This is a genomic window from Halobacillus litoralis, from assembly GCF_009856415.1.
Classification (GTDB): Bacteria; Bacillota; Bacilli; order Bacillales; family Halobacillaceae; genus Halobacillus; species Halobacillus litoralis_C.
The window spans coordinates 105,546-124,368 of record NZ_WMEZ01000009.1 but is presented as its reverse complement, the minus strand read 5'-3'; the positions used below and the strand labels follow the sequence as shown (position 1 = coordinate 124,368).

Sequence of the window (18,823 nt, the reverse complement as noted above, 5' to 3'; positions counted from 1 at the left end):
TGAGATTTCCCTTTGCTTTAAGCAAATAAGATCCCTCAGAGACGATGAGGTTGATAGGTCCGAGGTGGAAGCGTGGTGACACGTGGAGCTGACGGATACTAATGGATCGATGACTTATCTATCTGATTATAATCATTCGTGAATGACAATTGCTTTTCATAAAAGATGTTTCCTTATCCAGTTTTGAGGGTTCACCTCAAACTTTATATTGATATGGTGGTGAAGGCGAAGAGGTCACACCTGTTCCCATGCCGAACACAGCAGTTAAGCTCTTCAGCGCCGATGGTAGTCGGGTTTACCCCCGTGAGAGTAGGACGCCGCCACATCATTTTTTAACCCTTCAGGAATATCCCTGAAGGGTTATTTTTGTATTGTGCGTTTCGGTTGGATTTGGTAAAGTATAGAAATATTGATAGGAACGGAAGGGGACCAACATGATGAAACTGTACGGTGCTTTACTCTCCTTAAGTTTGATTTGGGGATTATCATTTGTCTTTATAGAAACGTTGATCGTCACAGCTGGGGTGTGGGGTACTGTCTTTTTAAGGTGTCTTGCTGGAGCTGTGATTCTTCTTCCATTGGTTTTTATTAAATGGAAGAAACAACAGCTTCCCCGATCAATCCCTTGGGGTGTATTGATTATTGTCGGGGTGTTCAATGCGGGTCTTCCCTGGGGGTTGATTGCTTTGAGTCAGACAGTGTTGACCAGTAATACAGCGGCTGTTCTCAATGCAACAACTCCTATTATGACAGGTTTGATCGGCTTTCTTATCTTCTCAGTCTTATTAAATAAGTGGCAGTGGATTGGGATCGTCATAGGTTTTCTTGGTATTCTGATATTAACCGGTTTTGAATTTGGAAATATACATTCCGACCACTTCGTCGGTATCGGCACAATGATTCTTGCAACCTCGTGCTATGGGTTTGTATCACATTTTACCCGAAAGCACTTACGTGGATTCGATGTGATTCTTCTAACTAGTATTGCCCTTCTCGTGGGAGCGATGGTTGGTCTAACGGGTATTCTATGGACACAACCTGCATTGTTCAGCTCTATCGGACAAGATATAAGCATTACCTTTACAATCAGTGTGATCGGTTTAGGATGCGTCGGTTCTGGAATTGCCCATTTACTTTTCTATTATATGATCGATCGGGGGAGTGCTGAGTTTGCAAGTATGGTTACTTACCTTGTTCCGGTGACGGCTCTTTTTTGGGGCCACCTGCTTCTTAATGAACCGGTCACCAATCAGTTGATGATTGGTCTTGGTGTAATTTTTGCAGGGGTATATCTGTCTACGAGAAAAAAACGTGTGAATTTTTCACTAGTAGGGAAGAAGGCAAGTTAAGGTTGGTTTTTTTATGAGTGTGATAGAATATGACTAACATTGCTGTTGAGGGGAAATGCTTATGAATCGATGGGATTCCACACCGGTCATCCGCTTTTTCGGAGGTCGGAAGCTTTTATTCATTTTAGGAGTGATCCTGCTGATTGGATTGAACATCCTCATCTTTTCAAGTGTAGGATTCATCTTCGATCCTTTCTTAGTTTTTATTAAGACGGTAGCTTTGCCGTTAATTCTTTCAATTGTCGTCTATTATTTACTGAGGCCGATCATCAACTTGCTCGAATCATGGAGAATTAAAAGAATCTGGGGGATTTTGATTACCCTTCTAGCGCTTGTGGGAATCATCACGTTGCTTGTGGTCCTTATCATTCCATTTCTTGAGAAGCAGTTGATCAGTCTGGCTGAAGAGCTGCCCCGTTACTTACAAGATTTAATTAATACGACTGATGAGTGGCTGAGGAATTCGATTTTTTCTGCTTACTATACGAATCTATTTGAAGACGTGGACGGAATGTTGAATCAGATTCCTGATTATATTTCTTCCTATGCTTCCGAGACCGTAGAAGGGATTACGAATATCATTTCAACCGTGACGAATGTAGTCGTAGCGCTTGTGACTTTGCCGTTCATTCTTTTTTACCTTTTGAAAGATGGGCATCGACTTCCTTCGTATATTATAAGGATGTTCCCCCCGAAGGTCCGTCCGGAAGTATCCAGTGTATTTAAAGGCATTGACCATCAATTATCGGCTTACATTCAAGGACAGATCATCGTGAGCTTTTGTATTGGCATTATGATGTACATTGGCTTTTTGATTATCGGATTGGAGTATGCGTTGTTACTTGCTGCGATTGCCAGTGTGACAAGTGTAGTCCCATACTTGGGCCCTGTCATAGCGATTACACCTGCGTTGATTATATCTATTGTGACTTCACCATTTATGGTTGTGAAGCTTGTCGTCGTCTGGACGATTGTACAGCTGTTGGAAGGGAAGTTCATATCCCCGCAGATCATGGGGAAAAGTTTGCACATTCATCCCGTCACGATCATCTTCGTTTTATTGACGGCTGGTCATTTATTTGGCATTGTTGGAATCATTTTAGCTATACCCGGCTACGCGATTCTAAAGGTGGTTGTATCTCACCTCTATTATTGGTTTCAAAAGCGGTATAACAGGTTTGTGGAGGAAGAGAATCAATATAAAATCCAATAAAGAAGGAAGTGAGCTCAGTCACTTCCTTCTTTATTTTTGTAATTTGATTTCTTTCAAACGCTGCCGTTGTTCTTCCGGCCACCATGCCCCGCAATCACTAGAGACGACGCAGGCAGCACAGGTCTCGAGGTCATAGACGCGCATGCCCCGGATGGGTGGAGAATAGACGTGAAGGGTCACAAGTGGTGTTGCACCTTCTCTGCCCATTTTGTGAATCCCTTTTTCAGGAGCGAAAAAGAGGCTTCCATTCTCCTTGAATTCTGTGAAGAGAGGAAAAGGTAAGGCTTCACCATGAGCTTGATAAACGGTTTGCTTGGTTGTTCCATTCATAACTTGGATCCAACCTGTGGACTGCCCGTGATCGTGAGGCGCACATTCAATATCTGCCCAATTCATGACGATCATTTCCACGTGATCATCTTCGTATATCATTTGGCGGTAATATGGCCTGCCTTCAGGGTCCTCTAAATAGGGAGCTAATTCATCTAATGTAACGCCAAGCTCGATCAATGTTTTCTTCAGTGTTTCGGGGGAATGGTCATCAAGATTTCCGAACGCTTCCTTTACTCGTGTGATCATCTTCATAATAGAAATCCTCCTTATTAAAAATGTTTTCTGAATGAAAATCTCCCCTGAACGACCATTACACCTGCGATGATCAAAAAACCTCCAAAAAGGGAAGACGCTATGAACTTTTCATTCAACAGGATGATGGCAGCGATGAGTGTGGCCAGGGGTTCGAAATAGAGAAAGACAGAGACCTGTGTTGCTTGCATCACCTCTAATGCTTTCGCCCAATACCAGTAGGCGATGGCCGATACGAAAATGCCGAGGAAAAGCAGGTGGGCCCAGTGTTCGGGAGAAAGGGAACGTAATTGTTCCATCCCATGGTTCCTGATGAAGAAGGGCAGGGTTAAAAAGAACCCTGTGGTGCTCATATAAAAGGTTAGGACAAGAGAAGGTACAGGAACGGATAATTTTTTTAAAAGGACGGAATAGATGGCCCAGTTCAATGTGCTTAAAATCATAAGAAAATAACCAAGACTCAAGGAGAAGCTGATGTTCTGACCGCTCCCGATGGTTGTAATGATCAAAACACCTGTGATGGCAATCGAAATCCCAGAAATTTTCTTGAGGGTAAGCTTTTCCTGCAAGAATATAAAGGACAGAAAGACAGTAAACACCGGGGAGAACGAAATCAGCCAGCCGGCATCGGATGCGTGGATAGTCAGTAGAGCAGTCGCCTGAATCACTTGATGAACAAATACTCCGAGGACCCCTAGGATGAGTACATGGGGAAAATATTTGATATGTATTTTTAAAGGATATTGGAATAGGAGCACCATCATCAATAAAAAGACTGAACCAATTCCGAACCGGATGACAAGCAGGGAAAAAGGATCTAAATGTCCTAAAACGGCTTTGGTGGAAACAAAAGACACACCCCAGAAGGTAATGGAGAGAAAGGCATAGAGAGAAGCGCCGATTCGCGATGGAGAACTCATAGACCGTGTCCTTTCCTCATATAGACTCTCTTCACTATATGCAGGAAAAGGACAAGCATGAGATCACAAGCATTAATTCTATCGTAACAGAACGACTGCGGATGGAAAGTTTTTCGACGTATATTCTGATCGTTAGACAGAAAATGTCGAGCAATAAAAAAAGTCTAAGGAACCCTTAGACTTTTCAAATGATCCAATATGTGAGAATCGAGAGCAAAATGGATGTCACAATCAATAAGAGCATCGGCTTTAATGCGCGGTGCCTGACATCATGTAAACTTACACTGAGACCGAGACCAACCATGGCCATCGTTAAGATGAAGGAAGTTAGTTTAGATATGGCATTCATGGCTGTGGCAGGAATCGTAAGAAAGGATCCATTTACAAAGCTTCCGAATAGGCTCATCAAGATGAAACCTACAAGAAACCAAGGGAAAGCAATCGACGAACGGCTTTCTTCTGTTCCTCTCTTTTTCATAAACCAGATCAACAACAGGCTGAACGGTACCAGGAGAAAGACACGACTGAGTTTGGCGACAAGCGCCATTCCAAGACCTTCATCTCCAGCAGGTTCTCCGGCAAGGGCAACGTTCGCCACTTCGTGTAGACTGATTCCCGCCCACATGCCGTAAGCTTCTGCATCTACTGGTAGAAGAGGACGGATGAGGGTGTATCCGATGGCGAACAAGGTACCGACTACAGATATGACCCCTGCACTGATGGCTGTGTCTTCTTCTTTAGCTTTTAAGATGGGTGTGACGGCAGCAATCGCTGATGCCCCGCATATGCCTGTTCCGATTCCGAGCAGTGCCATCATCGATCGGTCGGCATCAAATAGTTTGGCAAAAAAGAGCATGAGTCCAATCGCAAATACGATGACAACCGTTCCTTTTAATAACAGAGGAAAACCCTCTTGAAGAATCACGTTGATATTTAATTTTAATCCGAACAAAATAATCGCAAGACGCAATAGTTTTTTTGCTGAAAAATGGATTCCTCTGCGCATGCTTTCTGGATAACCGAAAAAATGGCGGTACATAACAGCAAGGAGAATGGCTGTCGCAAGAGGACCGACTTGGTTTAACAGTGGAAGCATGGCGAGTAGAAATCCTACAGCTGCAACGATGGCTGTAAATCCGATTCCTTTGAGAAGAGGTTGGTAAGAAGTGTAATTCATAGATGGACCTCCTTTGTTCCTTCATTTATCATACGCTCCGTCTAGTTATTCGTAAAATAAAACTTTATAATGTTAATCATAGAAAAAACTGATGATTGGAGCGGTTCAGTTGGATATCGAAGCATTGAAAACCTACATCACAGCCATCGACGAAAAGAGTTTTACGAAAGCATCTGCCCTTTTGAATTTGTCGCAACCAACGGTTAGTGCACATATCAAAAATCTGGAACGTTTTTTTCAAACATCGCTGATTGATCGTTCCCCGAAACATTTCGAAGTGACGGCTACAGGGGAGATGGTTTACCGAAGGGCGAGACAGGTTCTCGGGTTGCTGGAGAAAGCCAAGAATGAAGTGAAGCAGTTCCACGAGCAGGTAGGAGGGCAAATCCATATTGGTGCAAGCTACACCGTGGGAGAATACATCATACCTTCGATTCTAAAAACCTTTGATGACATGTATCCAGCGGTGGAATTGCAGGTACGGATTGCTAATTCAAAGCGAATCAACCGGGAAGTCCAGCAGCATGAACTTGATTTGGGACTTGTAGAAGGAAAAGTGACGGAGCAGGGATTGAGTTCCATTCCATTTGTGGAAGATGAAATGGTCGTGATTGTTCCTGAAACCCATCCTCTGAGAAAGTGTAAAGAGGTGACCTTTCAAGATTTACAAGACCACACATGGATCACCCGTGAAGGGGGATCGGGGACAAGAGCTATGCTTGACTATATGTTGGAATCATCGAACATCCGACCGAAAAAAACGATTACGATTGGAAGTAACCATGGAGTCGTCCAAGGGGTGAAAGAAGGTCTGGGACTTTCATTTATTTCAAAAACGGTTGTGGAACACACGGACGCTGCTGAACTGATCATGAACCTTCCTTATATTCACTCGACAACAAGATCCTTTTCTATCGTGACCCCAGCCAATGAAGAAGAAATCACAGAAGATGCTCAAGTTTTTATTCAGCACGTCATGGATTTGTATGAATTGTCATAAAACCATTACATTCATTTGGACGGTGCTTTGTTATGATAGAAGGGAGAGGGAAGTTTGGTTTGGTTCATCGAGCAATTACAGAAAGAAAATCTTCGCGATGTGGTTAGAATGGTCAAATCATCGATTTTAAATATATCCCCCCGGTTTTACGATCAAGTGCAATTGACAGCTTGGGCGGAAGGGGTTAACAATCACCCCTATATTCATCAACGTTTTCTTACCGCTTACTCACTCGTTGCTAAAGACGCTGACCACAACGTCATAGGTTTTGCCAGCCTTGTGGGAGCCCACATCGATTTTTTGTACGTAGCTGCAGACAGACAAGGGGAAGGTGTGGCTACTCAATTGCTCTCCCTTTTAGAGGAACAGGCAAAGAAAGATGCTGTGAGGGTGCTAACGACCGAAGCGAGTGCAGTCGCGAGACCATTTTTTCAGAAGCGAGGATATGCCATCAAGAAGGAACAGGTGAAATGGATTCGAGGAATATCGATAAAAAATGTGCAAATGTTTAAAAAGGTGCATAAGTAGTAGGAACTACGGGTATCGTCTTTTATAGAAAAAGTTGAAACGTTTGTGCAGTCCCGTTCGTAATGAAGATGGATGTGTTTCTGTGCCAAATCTTATTTCAAATACTGAGGTGAAAAAATGAAGAGACTAGACCAGATTGTCGACTATTTGAAGACGCTGGGAGTTGAGGTCGAGAAGGTATATCGCGCACCGAAGGAAGAGACGAGATAAGCAGAGCTGAATAACACCACTCGAGGTATGCTCCTACATAGAGAAGCATACCTTTTTGCTGGGCGCCTTTAAGCGGATTTCGTAATCTGTTTGAACCTTGGCTGTTTGGACTGCATATAAGCCCATAAGACCCCGCCTGTAACTGGAATGAGCAGGCAGAGGAAAACAGCAGGTGCTCCATAGGAGGAAGCAAGAACACCAAAGATGGGACCGGTTACGACCACTGATGTTTGATTGCAAAGCATGCGCAAGCTGGACATACGGCCATGAAAACGAGGGTCCGTCGCCATTTGCTGCACAGACTGCAAAAGAGCGCGTACAAAGGATGTACCTAGCCCGATCAAGAGAAAGCCGAGAAAAGCCACAGGAACGTGAGTAGTGAAACTGACAATCGCGAGCCCTGCTGCGGTCAACAGAAGCGACCAGACGCCGATGCGATTCTGACATTTGGCCCACCACCACGTCCCGACCACTCCAGCAAGGATGCCGCCGATGGAGAACGTACTGTCGAGCATACCGTAGACGAGCGCCGACTGCTTTAAATGTGCACTCGTATAGACGCTTAAAAACCCCAGAGTTGTGTGGAAGGTGAGTTGCCCAAGCATGAGCATGACAAACAATCCATACAGCATCCGGTTTTGATGAACATAAATAAATCCTTCTCTCAATTCCATCCAAAAAGAAGCCCTCGCGCTGTTTTTCTTCTCTACCGGTGTGTAGCGAATCATCTGAATAGTCATTGTCGCACATGCATAAAAGAGGACGACGACAGTCAGTGAGATTTCAATGACTACAAGACCAGCCAACATTCCGCCGACAGCTGCTCCTGCTAAACTTCCAGCAACGGTAGAGGACCCTGACCAGGAAAAGGTTCGAGGAAGGGATTCTTTTGGAAATACTTCAGCCACAAGAGCTTGTAGAGAGGGACGGAATAATGACCCTGCCGTTTGCATGATCATATGAGCGGTAATCATCAACCATGGATGTTCAGCTCCACTCCAAAATGTCCCCGTTAACAAAACCAAACAGCTGATGCTTATCACACCCGCCAGGAGCGCAAGTTTTTTTCGGTTGTTACGATCGACCAGAACTCCGAAGATGACATTTGAAAAGAGCCCGGGAATGAATCCGAAGCTTACAAACAACCCGGTGTACAAAGCATCTTCCGTCCATTGATATAAAAACCACGTAATGAGGACGAAGTACATCGCACGACCACACTCATATAAAAAATACCCACTCATCAATCTTCTTGTATTCGCTTTGTTCATGTTCTCCCTCCTCGATCTACATTTATCGTACTCTTTTTTTAGTGATTTGGATAATATTGCATTATAATAAAAAGTGATAAGGAATTATTATGGAGGGCTGTGAATGAAGATAGAAGATTATCAGCTTCTACTCGACTTGAATGATTATGGAACGATTCGAAAAACGGCCAAGTCTATTTTAATCTCCCAACCAGCGATTACACAGCGTTTGAAATACATAGAAGAACACCTGGGCGGGCAGATTTTTCTTCGTACACCGAAAGGATTGCTCCCGACACCTTTTGGGGAAGTTGTCCTGATTCATGCTGAGCAGGTGCTGGATCGGGAGGCTGTGTTGAAAGAAAGATTGGCACAAGTGGAAGGGAAAGTAGCCGGTACGCTTTCAATCGGAGCTTCTTCCTTATACAGCCAACATTTTCTTCCTGATGTCCTGCAATCGTTCACAAAAGCATTCCCTGATGTAACCATCGATCTGGTCACAGGAGTGAGTGAAGAAATTCGACAGGCTGTCTCCTCTTTTCATATTGCTATCGTACGAGGGGAGCCAATTGAAGACTATGAATCCGTTCATCTATTGAGTGACCCTCTTTTTCTATTAGATACCGTGCCTATGGGAAAAGGGGAGCGACCCCTGATTGAATTCAAGAGTGACCCAGGTTTTCAGAAGCTCATTGAAACTTGGATGGCGCGGGGGCCCGGCATGTTGGTCAAACGTTCAATCAAGGTTGATCATTTTGAAACAGCCAAACAAATGATGAAACGGGGTCTAGGAATGACAGTCCTTCCTGAAAGCATCATCAAAAAAGAAAAGGGCGCCTACAGTTGTCTACCACTAGAAACGGAGGGGCAAGCGATCGTCCGGGAAACTTGGGCATGTGTGAAGCCGGGAGGCAGAGCCTTGCCCCAGGTAGAAGCGTTTCTTGAACACATTCGAAAGGAGGGGAGCGGATGAATAGGAGAGAAAAGCAATTGATCGCGGTGATCGATGAGTGGTCTCCCCATGTCCGTCCGCTTTTCAATGTCTCTCATTCGTTTGGCTACGAGTGTTGGATCGGTGCGGGAGTAATCACTCAAAGTGTATGGAACCACCAATTCGGTTATGCCGCAGACTATGGCATTGGGGATGCAGATATCCTTTATTTTGATGCTTCCGGGACGCTCGAGGAAGAAGAAAAATTCGAGAGAGAATGGAATGATGCCTTTTCGAACCTGCCATTTTCTATTGATGTAACGAATGAGGCTCTTGTTCATCTGTGGTATGAGGAAAAGTTCAATCAGACGATCCAACCGTACACATCTGTACAAGACGCCATTGATACCTGGCCGACGACCGCTTCTTCTGTCGGAGTCAAACGAAGGAAGAATGGTGAATATGAAATCTATGCTCCTTTCGGTTTAGAGGATCTTTTTCAAGGAATCATTCGTCCGAATAAACGTTTGATTCCAGAAAAAGTTTATTGGAATAAGGCTGAGAAATGGAAAAAACGCTGGCCTGAGCTTACGATTCTATCATGGTAAAAGGATGGCACTTGCACGAATGGTAGAATTCATTTTATTATTAAAGTAATTCATTCCAATCTTAAAGGGGATGTTCTACCGTGTCGGAAGAGCTCATGTTTGCAAGATTAGAAGAGATTCAACAAAATGAATTTATAAAAGCGGCGATTGATCATGTAGGTGCTGGAGTGGTCATAACAGATCCAGAGCAAGAGGATAACCCGATGATTTATTGCAACCAGGGGTTTTTGGACCTTACAGGTTATGAACGAGAAGAAATTCTAGGACGCAATTGTCGTTTTCTGCAAGGGGAGGAAACCAATCCGAAGCATGTGGAGCGGCTTCGTGAAGGCCTTTCTAAACAAACGTCCGTGCAAGTAGAAATAAGAAACTTTCGTAAGGACGGAACGATGTTCTGGAATGAACTACATATTTTTCCGGTGTACATCGAACAAATGGATCAGATGTATTTCGTTGGCGTCCAAAAAGATGTGACAAAACGTCGGGAACAGGAAGAACTGATTGCGCATTACTTGTCAGAGGTGAAAAGGTTATCGACCCCGATTGTGCCTGTACAGGATAACATCTCTGTCCTCCCGCTTGTCGGGACCATTGATGATGACAGACTTCAGCAGATGCTGGAAGCGGTCAGTCACCATGTGAAAGAAACAAAAGAGGATTACTTGATTCTGGACATGTCTGCCGTGCACTCTTATAACGAAGCGGTTCATATGGGCATCTATCAGATGAATCAGCTATTGGACCTGATGGGAACAAAGCTTGTGATTACAGGGATTAAACCATCCTTTGCCATCCAAAGTACTCCATATGCAGACTTTAGTGAATTGTCACTCCAAACCTACGCCACAGTGAAACAAGCCTTGAAAGTATTAAGGGAACAATCTTAGAAGAAAAGCAGCGCCGACCAATGAATAACTGGTCGGCGCTGCTTTTTTTGTATGGGGAGTGAATGTTAACTTCCAATATCTGTATGACCTGGTCAGGAACTAAGCACTCTTTTCGTGTAATAAGTGAACTTCTTTAGTCGTTCGTTTCGGAAGCATGTGGAAGACGATGTTGAGCGCGATGGCCGTCACGCTTCCTGCGACGATGCCGTTACTCGTAAGGATTTGTATGCTTTCCGGTAGTTTGGCAAACAATTCAGGGACGACGGTGACCCCTAAACCCATACCAACAGAACAAGCGACAATCATAGAGTTTTCATGTGATTCGGTCATGACACGGCTGAGCATTTTAATGCCTTGAGAGATGACCATTCCGAACATCGCGATCATGGCACCACCTAACACAGGGGTAGGGATGATGGTCGTAAAGGCAGCAATTTTCGGTATGAAGCCCAGGGCAATTAACAGACCACCCATAACGAAAATAACGCGCCTGGATTTTACGCCCGTCATATGCATGAGCCCGACATTTTGAGAAAAAGCGGTATAAGGAAAGGCATTGAATATCCCTCCGAATAGAATCGCTATTCCTTCTGCGCGATAACCACTGGCTAAATCCTTTTCATTCAATTTCTTTTCGGTCATTTCGCTTAATGCAAAGTAAACACCAGTAGATTCCACGAGAGACACCATGGCCACTAAAATCATTGTTAAAATGGCAGACCAATAAAAGCTCGGTGTTCCAAAATAGAAAGGCTCGACCATATGGAAGAAACCAGATTCATGGACAGCTGAGAAATCCACTCTCCCAAAAAGAGAAGCAGCAAGAGTGCCTCCTAAAATACCGATCAGAATGGCGATGGAGCGCATGAATCCTTTTGTAAAACGATAGAGAAGGACGATGAACAAAAGCGTACCAAAGGAAAGAGCAAGGTTGGCAGGTGAACCAAAATCTTCAGCTCCTTGCCCACCACCCATGTTGTTGATAGCAACAGGAATTAATGTAATTCCGATAATCGTTACAACGGTCCCTGTGACGACAGGTGGAAAGAATCGAACAAGTTTCCCGAAGAAGCGGCTGATCAGGATGACGAACAATCCGGAAACGAGAATGGAACCGTAGATGGCCGAAACCCCGTACTGACCTCCAATGGCGATCATTGGACCAACGGCTGTAAACGTACATCCAAGGACGACAGGAAGACCGATTCCGAAATAACGGTTGCGGACGACTTGCAAAATGGTAGCGACCCCGCACATTAAAATATCAATGGCAACAAGATAGGTAAGTTGCTCGGAATTCAGCCCAAGGGCTCCACCGACAATCAAAGGAACGAGAATCGCTCCAGCATACATCGCCAACAAGTGTTGAATGGCTAAAGCCGTTGTTTTCATGAAGATACCTCCTGTGTTTCAAACGTGATTGTACTGTCCTCAAGTGATGAAAGGGTGGCGAGGGATTCTACTTTGATTCCTTGGCGACGTAAGAGTCGTCCTCCTTCTTGAAAACCTTTCTCTATAACGATTGCCACGCCGGCGATGGATGCTCCTGATTGTTCCACAAGGTCAATCAACCCTTTTGCCGCCTGACCATTCGCGAGAAAATCGTCAAGGATCAAGACGTGATCATCAGCACTCATGAAGTCTTTCGATATGGAGATTTCATTTGTTTCTTGCTTCGTAAATGAATGGACCTTTGATGTGTAAAGGTGATCTTTCATCGTCAATGACTTTTTCTTCCTTGCAAAAATGGCAGGGACACCTAGGCTGAGTGCTGTCATTTGAGCGGGTGCGATCCCTGAGGACTCTAATGTCAGGATCTTGGTAATCCCTGACCCTTCAAAACGTTTAGCAAATTCTTCTCCTATTTCTTTCATGAGTACAGGGTCAATTTGATGATTCAAAAACGCGTCAACTTTAATGACGGAAGGAGATAAAACGTGTCCCTCTTCTATGATTTTCTTTTTCAACTGATCCATATCCAACACACCTTTCTAGTATTTATGTCATTACAAGTACAGCTGTCTAATTAAGCTAAGGGAATTTACTTTAAAATAAAAAAGCACGAAAAGCTTGTTTCCTCTATGGAAAGCAAGTCTTTTCGTGCTGGACGAAGACAAAAACAATGAAACCGTGGACAGGAAAGTCCCGGCGTCTTGTACGCTTTTCATAGTCGGTTCATTTACGGTAAACCGGTAGAAACTTGCAGGCCCTATCCCCGCGATTATATGAAAACTTATATTCGAATGATATGGATAGTATATCAGTTTATTGTTCGTAATCAACCCCTTTTATCGGATTTCATTATTAAATAACTAGATTTTGTTCGTGTTGACAAGGTTGTTTGTTTAGGAGATAGTGAATGAGAAGAGAGTTTTTCTCTTTCATTAAAAAGTCAATTGCCTTATGGTGGCTTCATTATAGAAGCTGAAAAGGGAAGTTTGGTGAAAAGCCAACGCGGTCCCGCCACTGTAATGGGGAGGTGCATAGATGACCCACTATTTTAAAAATGGGAAGGGCTATGTGCTGATGAACCTGAGCCAGGAGACCTGCCATAAGGAAGAACATGAATTCCTACGGGAGATAGGAGGATGTTACGTGTATTGGATTCATCAAGAATTTTTTTCGATTCCATGAATCTAAGGGAGAATCGTTGCTTGTATCTTTCCCTTGGCGGGCCATTCACTTTCAAAAAGGAGGAACCCATTCATGGAACCTTTATCTGTTCATTATTCTAGAATGACGCAAACAAGATTAGTGCTACCACCAGATACGAATCACCTGGATACCATTTTCGGAGGGAAAGTCCTCTCTTATATCGACGAAATTGCGGCCCTTACTGCAATGAAGCATTCAAACTGTGTTGTTGTTACGGCTTCGATCGACTCGGTGGATTTCTTATCTTCTGCTAAGGTAGGAGATGCTTTGACGTTAGAGGCTTGTGTGACGAGCACAGGACGTACATCCATGGAAGTTTATGTAAAAGTCTTTGCTGATGATTTACTGCAAGGGCGAAAAGTGATGACGACCGAATCATTTTTAACGATGGTCGCTGTAGATGTTGAAGGGAAGCCGACGCCGGTCCCTGCTATCATACCTGAGACAGTGGAAGATAAACGACTGTTTGAAACGGCTCCATCCAGGAGGGAACACCGAAAAAGCAGACCGGCGCTTCGATGAAAGATATTTAGTGGTCTGAAAACGTATCATCAAGTTCACAGACACCACACTTTAGGTGGTGTCTTATTTATGCTTTTATGGACTCCTTCTATTTAAAAAAAGCAGCCCCTTCTAAAAGAAGTAGGCTGCTTTTAAGTTCGTTTTAATGGCAATGTACAGCAACGGAACGACCCTCCGGATTTGATGATTTCTGAAAGGTCTACAGGAATCACATGAAACCCATATTCCTCTAACTGTGTATTTAGTTGCTCGTTTTGAGGAAGGCTGATCACTTTACGGTTGCCAATGGAAAGAACGTTCGGCCCCATGGTGAACTGTTCCCTATCGTTGACTTCAATGACTTTGTAACGTGCCTTAATGGTTTTTAGACTGTTTGTTGTAAAAGCAGGAGGGTAAAGAATCACAGTGGATTCATCGATAATGTTGAATACGCAATCCAAATGAAGGATGTCTCCACTCAAAGGGATGGGCACAACCTGATGGTCAGAAAGACGTGATTGGAGCTCATGAATCGCTGTACGGCATGTCCTCTTTGTTTCTCCGACCCACACCGTGTTCTCATCTACAACAATATCTCCGCCTTCAATCGATGAGGGGAGGTCTTCTTCTACATGGACGTTATTATCGCTCGCCCAGCTCCGAAGAACATCTGTTTCTTCTTTTCGGACCTTTTCACTCATAGAGCCGATAAACAACCGATTGTTTATCGTGAATCCGATATCTCTTGTAAATACCTGCTCATGGAGGTTTGGTTGACCTGGGAGTTGGATGACTTCAATCTGGTGATCTTTTAGAATTTGTACGAAATGCTCGTGTTGCTGAAGAGCTGAATTAACGTTTATGTTCTGATTTTTGTAATGTTTTTGAGTTTCGTTGATCACGTCAGTAATTTTCATATAAGAAGGTTTGGCGACCACGACTTTTTTTAGCGTTGAATATTCGGTGTCACATTGAACACTGTTTTCCGAAACTATTCCGACCATGTTGGAACCTCCTTTTATTCATATCCCTTTTCTTCCCCGGAGGGTGGATAATAAAACAATAAATTTATTGTAAAACTACCTTCGCGCGGATCTTTAGCATTTAGGTGATTATTTTCTAACGTGCGTTTTTCCAGTTTCCGTGGGCTTTGCCTATGAAACAGATGATTCGTATTTCGACATTTCCCGGGAAATGTCGTGGGAATGATTTGTTAAGCGGGCGCGCCGGACAAAAAATTACATGCGAAGAGGCATATGCTGATACAGAATGATTTTTTGTACATAGGGTATGTTGTAAGGGAGCGAATCAGACAAGCATGGCATTGGCTTTATCCCGAGTTGTTAGGTATGATTTAGTTATAATATAGAATCGGGAGTGGTAGGTTTGGCAGGTGTATGGAAACGATGGATAAAAAACAGTCGACAGCAGGAATTGTTTGAAAAAGCGGAGCGGATTGCGGAAGAGGCGCGCAAACATATTTCAGATACGGATCGTGAAGCCTCTTTTTCTTATGAGACGCTGAATGTCATCAAAGAAGAGAGATACCCATCCATGTCTTTACCAGAATCGGAAGGTGGAAAAGGGTTATCTTTATATGAATTTTTACTGATGCAGGAGAAAATAGCCGAAGGTGATGGAGCTGTCGCTTTGTCAATCGGGTGGCACATGGGGATCATGATGGAACTTTCTCAGGAACAATTATGGGAGAAAACGTCGTATAATCGCCTTGTGAATGAAGTGATATCAGAACAAAAAGTGGTTAACAGAGCGGCGACAGAACCTGCAACTGGAAGTCCGACGCGCGGAGGATTACCGGAAACCAAAGCGGTTCGGCGTGGGGATCAATACATTTTGAATGGAAGGAAATCATTTACCTCCATGGCTGAGCATTTGGACTATTACATTGTGTCTGCTTATGTAGAAGACAAGGATACGGTAGGATGGTTTTTAATTGACCGCCATCAGCCGGGGTTATCTGTTGATAAAACATGGGATACCCTTGGGATGAGGGGAACAGCGAGTGATGACCTTGTGATGGAGGATGTCGAGCTGCAGGAATCCGATCTTGTAGAACTGAAAAGTGGAAGCAAATCTTCGCCAAAGGGATGGCTCTTGCACATTCCAGCCTGTTATTTAGGAATTGCCGTAGCCGCTCGAAACGATGCGGTTGCCTTTGCAAAAGACTTCCAACCAAATAGTCTGGACACTCCTATTTCTGAAGTGTCCCACATTCAAGATAAGATCGGAGAGATGGAGTGGAAGTTGCTGCAAGCCCACTCTTTCTTATATTCAGTTGCAAGAAAATGGGATGAAGAACCAGAACAACGGAATCAGATGGGGGCAGAACTTGCAGCTGTCAAGCTGGCGGTGACGAATACGGCTAATGAAGTCGTCGATCTAGCCATGCGAATTGCAGGGGGTCGTGGCTTATCCAAAACGTATGCGTTTGAAAAATATTACCGTGATGTACGGGCAGGGCTGCATAATCCACCGATGGACGATGCGGTTGTGTCAATGCTTGCTAAACAAGCCATTGTGGAAGATGACTAAAAAACCAGAGCTTTTATAGCTCTGGTTTTTGTTCGTCTATGATTAATCAGCGAGCAGGTCTGCGAATGCTTTGGCATATGGAGGGAGGTCAGGTGGACGACGGGCGGAAACAATGTGTTCGTCTTGGACGACCGCTTCGTCGAACCATTCTGCACCTGCATTCATCATGTCATCTTTAATTCCCGGTGTGCTCGTCACTTTTCGCCCTTTCAGGATATCGGCAGAAATAAGCACCCAGCCTGCATGGCAGATTTGACCGATTGGTTTGCGTTCATTGTCCATGTGTTGGACCATTTCAATGACTTTATCATAACGTCGGAGCTTATCGGGAGACCATCCCCCTGGTACAAGAATTCCATCGTAATCAGCTGGGTTGATGTCTTCGAATGCATAATCCGCCGTGGCAGGAACTCCATATTTGCCTGGGTGTTCTTCACCTGCTTTTTCACCCACAAGGTGGACGGTTGCTCCTTCCTCTTGGAGGCGAAGCACCGGGTACCATAGTTCAAGATCTTCAAAATCTTTACTGACCAGTTGGATGACTTTTTTTCCTTCTAATCGCATAAACAACCTCCTTTTCCTTTTTACTTTCCCTATTTTATCAGACGGTTACACCTCTTTCGAATCTTTGGAAACGACAAGCACCCACCAAATAAGTAAAGGTTGGAAGAGGAGTCGTATCCATAAAGCGGTCTGATTGGTTTCTTCGCTCCATGGAGCCGGAATGCCATAAATGGCAGCATAAAAATTAGCAGGCCAGACGATGAATAGAAAAGCAGCCGTAGCGAACCCAGCCGCTCTCCGCGTTTGAGGGAAAACAAGCAGAAGGGCAAGTAGCCACTCCGTAATTCCTGTCACATACACAATGATCAATTTAAGCGGTACCCAGGAAGGGAGCATCTTGGCAAAGCCGTGGTCATACATGAAATGGGTAATTCCTGCGTAAAACAGAGCGATAGCAAATACATAAAGTCCGATTTGGCGTGCAATCTTCATAACAACGTCCATCCTTTCTTTCGTTTATCCATCCTATAAAGTAGTTGCATAGAAGCTCCCGATTGTGGAAGACTCCGTTACGAGACTTTTGTTGAGTGGATGGGGCTGCGGGGAATGACTCGCTTTCCGCGGGAGCGCGGTGAGCCTCCTCGGACTGCGTCCTGTGGGGTCTCACCATGCACTTTTTCCCGCAGGAGTCTCGCCATTCCCCTCCGTCCCTTTGACATAGCAGTGTCTCAAAACCACTCCCACAAATAGCAGAGCTTCCAAACCATCCCTGATACCTAACAAGGCAACGAACCCCGGAAAACATCTCGAAACCGAGTCTTACACAATCCTGTCATTCTTAAATAAATCTCATGGTTTAAAAGTGGGGGAGAGAAATATTTTTTGAAGCTGAAACTTTTTCTCCCTCTCGTACGTCTATTATGACAACCCGTGCATCTATGTGTCGGGTATAATAGATGGGAGGTTCCGCATAACGTAAGTGGGAATCTACCATTTTTACAAGGGGTCGAGAACATGAAAACACGTGTCAGTCTATGGATGTTGATCGTCGTTTTGCTTACAGCGTTCGTTTTGCCTTCGAGCATTTCTGCTTCGACAGGGGACCAGGGTATTAATGAAAAGTTGGGCCTGCCAATTGTCGTTTATGGAGAAGCCTTGTCTGAAGCACAAAAAGGTGAAGTGTCTGAGCTGCTTGAAGTTAATCAGCATGACCAGGTCGATGAGTTTACGGTCAATGGCCAGGATCTTGCCAACTATATCGGGGGCAACCCGAATTCGAATATGTACTCCTCTGTCAAAATCATTCACCAGGATAATGCAGAAGGGTTAAATATTGAGATCGTAACATCTGATAACATAACACAGGTGACGAAAGAAATGTACACAAATGCATTGCTGACCGCGGGTGTGGAGAATGCGGATGTACTGGTTGCTTCCTCTGTCAAAGTTAGTGGCCACTCTGCGCTTACGGGCATTTATAAAGCTTATGATGCTAAAGGTGTGAAGCTTGATGAAGAACGAATGAAAGTCGCGAGTGATGAGCTTGATATTGCAACAGATATCGCAGAGGAGGAAGGCGTTGATCGGGATAAAATCAGCGAACTTCTAACTGAAATCAAGAAGCAAATTGCTGAGCAGGACCCAGCGACAAGAGAAGAAGTGGAGCAAATCGTCCAAGATCAACTGCAATCCTTGAACATTGAACTGAGTGAAGAAGACCGCCAGCGTTTGATCGACTTGTTTGAACAGATGCGTAATCTGAATATCAACTTCGATCAGGTTCAAAACCAGCTGGAAGATTTAACAGGGAATATTCAGGATTTGATTAATGACGATGGATTCTGGAACAACTTGCGTAATGCCGTGCAAGACTTCTTTAAATCTCTAAGTAATTTTATTAACTCATTATTCAACTAGTGCGTTTTGCTGAGCGTACCGAACCTTAATTTGAA

At 44.1% G+C, this 18,823-nt stretch carries 19 protein-coding genes, 2 rRNA genes and 2 riboswitches; of the genes, 12 read left to right on the top strand and 9 right to left on the bottom strand.

Going from position 1 to position 18,823, the window contains the following annotated elements; genetic code table 11:
• The 4 genes from GLV98_RS17835 to GLV98_RS17820 form a co-directional block, all read left to right on the top strand.
• A 23S ribosomal RNA gene (locus GLV98_RS17835) occupies window positions 1-122 on the top strand; the annotation flags it as partial.
• A 90-nt stretch (window positions 123-212) separates the two neighbouring features.
• Window positions 213-326: ribosomal RNA gene (rrf, locus tag GLV98_RS17830) — 5S ribosomal RNA — on the top strand.
• A gap of 108 nt (window positions 327-434) precedes the next feature.
• Window positions 435-1,349 (top strand): DMT family transporter, encoded by a 915-nt coding sequence (locus tag GLV98_RS17825; RefSeq protein WP_337193774.1) that lies wholly within the window; start codon window positions 435-437, stop codon window positions 1,347-1,349.
• A gap of 61 nt (window positions 1,350-1,410) precedes the next feature.
• Window positions 1,411-2,562, top strand: coding sequence for an AI-2E family transporter (locus GLV98_RS17820; protein ID WP_160917396.1), 1,152 nt, complete (start codon window positions 1,411-1,413; stop codon window positions 2,560-2,562).
• A gap of 30 nt (window positions 2,563-2,592) precedes the next feature.
• On the opposite strand, the gene GLV98_RS17815 is transcribed toward GLV98_RS17820, so the two are convergent.
• The 3 genes from GLV98_RS17815 to GLV98_RS17805 form a co-directional block, all read right to left on the bottom strand.
• The gene (locus GLV98_RS17815) at window positions 2,593-3,147 is read right to left on the bottom strand and encodes a cysteine dioxygenase (protein ID WP_160917395.1); all 555 of its coding nucleotides are present in this window, start codon (window positions 3,145-3,147) and stop codon (window positions 2,593-2,595) included.
• A gap of 17 nt (window positions 3,148-3,164) precedes the next feature.
• Window positions 3,165-4,067: a DMT family transporter gene (locus tag GLV98_RS17810; protein WP_160917394.1), complete on the bottom strand. Its 903-nt coding sequence runs from the start codon at window positions 4,065-4,067 to the stop codon at window positions 3,165-3,167.
• Between the two features lie 184 nt (window positions 4,068-4,251).
• Window positions 4,252-5,244, bottom strand: a complete 993-nt coding sequence (locus GLV98_RS17805; protein WP_160917393.1) for a YeiH family protein — start codon at window positions 5,242-5,244, stop codon at window positions 4,252-4,254.
• Between the two features lie 109 nt (window positions 5,245-5,353).
• On the opposite strand from GLV98_RS17805, the gene GLV98_RS17800 reads away from it, so the two are divergent.
• Window positions 5,354-6,244, top strand: a complete 891-nt coding sequence (locus tag GLV98_RS17800; RefSeq protein WP_160917392.1) for a LysR family transcriptional regulator — start codon at window positions 5,354-5,356, stop codon at window positions 6,242-6,244.
• 54 nt (window positions 6,245-6,298) lie between these two features.
• Window positions 6,299-6,772, top strand: a complete 474-nt coding sequence (locus tag GLV98_RS17795; protein WP_160917391.1) for a GNAT family N-acetyltransferase — start codon at window positions 6,299-6,301, stop codon at window positions 6,770-6,772.
• Between the two features lie 278 nt (window positions 6,773-7,050).
• On the opposite strand, the gene GLV98_RS17790 is transcribed toward GLV98_RS17795, so the two are convergent.
• Window positions 7,051-8,253 carry an MFS transporter gene (locus GLV98_RS17790; protein WP_160917390.1) on the bottom strand — a complete coding sequence of 401 codons (1,203 nt, stop codon included), beginning with the start codon at window positions 8,251-8,253 and terminating at the stop codon, window positions 7,051-7,053.
• Between the two features lie 103 nt (window positions 8,254-8,356).
• Between GLV98_RS17790 and GLV98_RS17785 the strand changes: the two genes are divergently transcribed.
• The 3 genes from GLV98_RS17785 (at window position 8,357) to GLV98_RS17775 (ending at window position 10,658) form a co-directional block, all read left to right on the top strand.
• Complete coding sequence (locus tag GLV98_RS17785; RefSeq protein WP_160917389.1) at window positions 8,357-9,205, top strand: LysR family transcriptional regulator; 849 nt, start codon at window positions 8,357-8,359, stop codon at window positions 9,203-9,205.
• On the top strand, window positions 9,202-9,771 hold the full coding sequence (locus GLV98_RS17780; RefSeq protein WP_160917388.1) for a nucleotidyltransferase family protein: 570 nt from the start codon (window positions 9,202-9,204) through the stop codon (window positions 9,769-9,771). Before GLV98_RS17785 ends, GLV98_RS17780 begins: the two co-directional genes overlap by 4 nt.
• Before the next feature lie 80 nt (window positions 9,772-9,851).
• Window positions 9,852-10,658, top strand: a complete 807-nt coding sequence (locus tag GLV98_RS17775) for a PAS domain-containing protein (protein WP_337193773.1) — start codon at window positions 9,852-9,854, stop codon at window positions 10,656-10,658.
• 99 nt (window positions 10,659-10,757) lie between these two features.
• Here GLV98_RS17775 and GLV98_RS17770 read toward each other — a convergent pair whose 3' ends face one another.
• Window positions 10,758-12,050 carry a nucleobase:cation symporter-2 family protein gene (locus GLV98_RS17770; RefSeq protein ID WP_160917387.1) on the bottom strand — a complete coding sequence of 431 codons (1,293 nt, stop codon included), beginning with the start codon at window positions 12,048-12,050 and terminating at the stop codon, window positions 10,758-10,760.
• A complete protein-coding gene (locus GLV98_RS17765; RefSeq protein ID WP_160917386.1) occupies window positions 12,047-12,634 on the bottom strand; it encodes a xanthine phosphoribosyltransferase in 588 nt (195 codons plus the stop codon). The genes GLV98_RS17770 and GLV98_RS17765 overlap by 4 nt, the downstream gene beginning before the upstream one ends.
• Before the next feature lie 171 nt (window positions 12,635-12,805).
• Window positions 12,806-12,907: riboswitch (purine riboswitch) on the bottom strand.
• 138 nt (window positions 12,908-13,045) lie between these two features.
• Window positions 13,046-13,226: riboswitch (cobalamin riboswitch) on the top strand.
• 138 nt (window positions 13,227-13,364) lie between these two features.
• On the opposite strand from GLV98_RS17765, the gene GLV98_RS17760 reads away from it, so the two are divergent.
• Window positions 13,365-13,835, top strand: coding sequence for an acyl-CoA thioesterase (locus GLV98_RS17760; protein WP_160917385.1), 471 nt, complete (start codon window positions 13,365-13,367; stop codon window positions 13,833-13,835).
• A gap of 131 nt (window positions 13,836-13,966) precedes the next feature.
• On the opposite strand, the gene GLV98_RS17755 is transcribed toward GLV98_RS17760, so the two are convergent.
• Window positions 13,967-14,818: a dimethylarginine dimethylaminohydrolase family protein gene (locus tag GLV98_RS17755; RefSeq protein WP_160917384.1), complete on the bottom strand. Its 852-nt coding sequence runs from the start codon at window positions 14,816-14,818 to the stop codon at window positions 13,967-13,969.
• A 382-nt stretch (window positions 14,819-15,200) separates the two neighbouring features.
• Here GLV98_RS17755 and GLV98_RS17750 point away from each other — a divergent pair, with 382 nt between their 5' ends.
• Window positions 15,201-16,367, top strand: a complete 1,167-nt coding sequence (locus GLV98_RS17750) for an acyl-CoA dehydrogenase family protein (RefSeq protein WP_160917383.1) — start codon at window positions 15,201-15,203, stop codon at window positions 16,365-16,367.
• Between the two features lie 42 nt (window positions 16,368-16,409).
• Here the strand turns inward: GLV98_RS17750 and GLV98_RS17745 are convergent, their stop codons facing one another.
• Together GLV98_RS17745 and GLV98_RS17740 are read right to left on the bottom strand one after the other, a co-directional pair.
• Window positions 16,410-16,931, bottom strand: a complete 522-nt coding sequence (locus tag GLV98_RS17745) for a type 1 glutamine amidotransferase domain-containing protein (RefSeq protein WP_160917382.1) — start codon at window positions 16,929-16,931, stop codon at window positions 16,410-16,412.
• Between the two features lie 45 nt (window positions 16,932-16,976).
• Window positions 16,977-17,363: a DoxX family protein gene (locus GLV98_RS17740; protein ID WP_160917381.1), complete on the bottom strand. Its 387-nt coding sequence runs from the start codon at window positions 17,361-17,363 to the stop codon at window positions 16,977-16,979.
• Window positions 17,364-17,885: 522 nt separating this feature from the next.
• Between GLV98_RS17740 and GLV98_RS17735 the strand changes: the two genes are divergently transcribed.
• Window positions 17,886-18,788: a DUF1002 domain-containing protein gene (locus tag GLV98_RS17735; RefSeq protein WP_160917380.1), complete on the top strand. Its 903-nt coding sequence runs from the start codon at window positions 17,886-17,888 to the stop codon at window positions 18,786-18,788.
• Window positions 18,789-18,823: the final 35 nt, after the last annotated feature.

Bases quoted from the DNA above. Each gene is read 5' to 3' on its own strand.
- GLV98_RS17825 (WP_337193774.1), top strand. From the start codon at position 435: ATGATGAAACTGTACGGTGCTTTACTCTCCTTAAGTTTGATTTGGGGA.
- GLV98_RS17820 (WP_160917396.1), top strand. From the start codon at position 1,411: ATGAATCGATGGGATTCCACACCGGTCATCCGCTTTTTCGGAGGTCGG.
- GLV98_RS17815 (WP_160917395.1), bottom strand. From the start codon at position 3,147: ATGAAGATGATCACACGAGTAAAGGAAGCGTTCGGAAATCTTGATGAC.
- GLV98_RS17810 (WP_160917394.1), bottom strand. From the start codon at position 4,067: ATGAGTTCTCCATCGCGAATCGGCGCTTCTCTCTATGCCTTTCTCTCC.
- GLV98_RS17805 (WP_160917393.1), bottom strand. From the start codon at position 5,244: ATGAATTACACTTCTTACCAACCTCTTCTCAAAGGAATCGGATTTACA.
- GLV98_RS17790 (WP_160917390.1), bottom strand. From the start codon at position 8,253: ATGAACAAAGCGAATACAAGAAGATTGATGAGTGGGTATTTTTTATAT.
- GLV98_RS17785 (WP_160917389.1), top strand. From the start codon at position 8,357: ATGAAGATAGAAGATTATCAGCTTCTACTCGACTTGAATGATTATGGA.
- GLV98_RS17780 (WP_160917388.1), top strand. From the start codon at position 9,202: ATGAATAGGAGAGAAAAGCAATTGATCGCGGTGATCGATGAGTGGTCT.
- GLV98_RS17770 (WP_160917387.1), bottom strand. From the start codon at position 12,050: ATGAAAACAACGGCTTTAGCCATTCAACACTTGTTGGCGATGTATGCT.
- GLV98_RS17765 (WP_160917386.1), bottom strand. From the start codon at position 12,634: ATGGATCAGTTGAAAAAGAAAATCATAGAAGAGGGACACGTTTTATCT.
- GLV98_RS17760 (WP_160917385.1), top strand. From the start codon at position 13,365: ATGGAACCTTTATCTGTTCATTATTCTAGAATGACGCAAACAAGATTA.
- GLV98_RS17755 (WP_160917384.1), bottom strand. From the start codon at position 14,818: ATGGTCGGAATAGTTTCGGAAAACAGTGTTCAATGTGACACCGAATAT.
- GLV98_RS17745 (WP_160917382.1), bottom strand. From the start codon at position 16,931: ATGCGATTAGAAGGAAAAAAAGTCATCCAACTGGTCAGTAAAGATTTT.
- GLV98_RS17740 (WP_160917381.1), bottom strand. From the start codon at position 17,363: ATGAAGATTGCACGCCAAATCGGACTTTATGTATTTGCTATCGCTCTG.
- GLV98_RS17735 (WP_160917380.1), top strand. From the start codon at position 17,886: ATGAAAACACGTGTCAGTCTATGGATGTTGATCGTCGTTTTGCTTACA.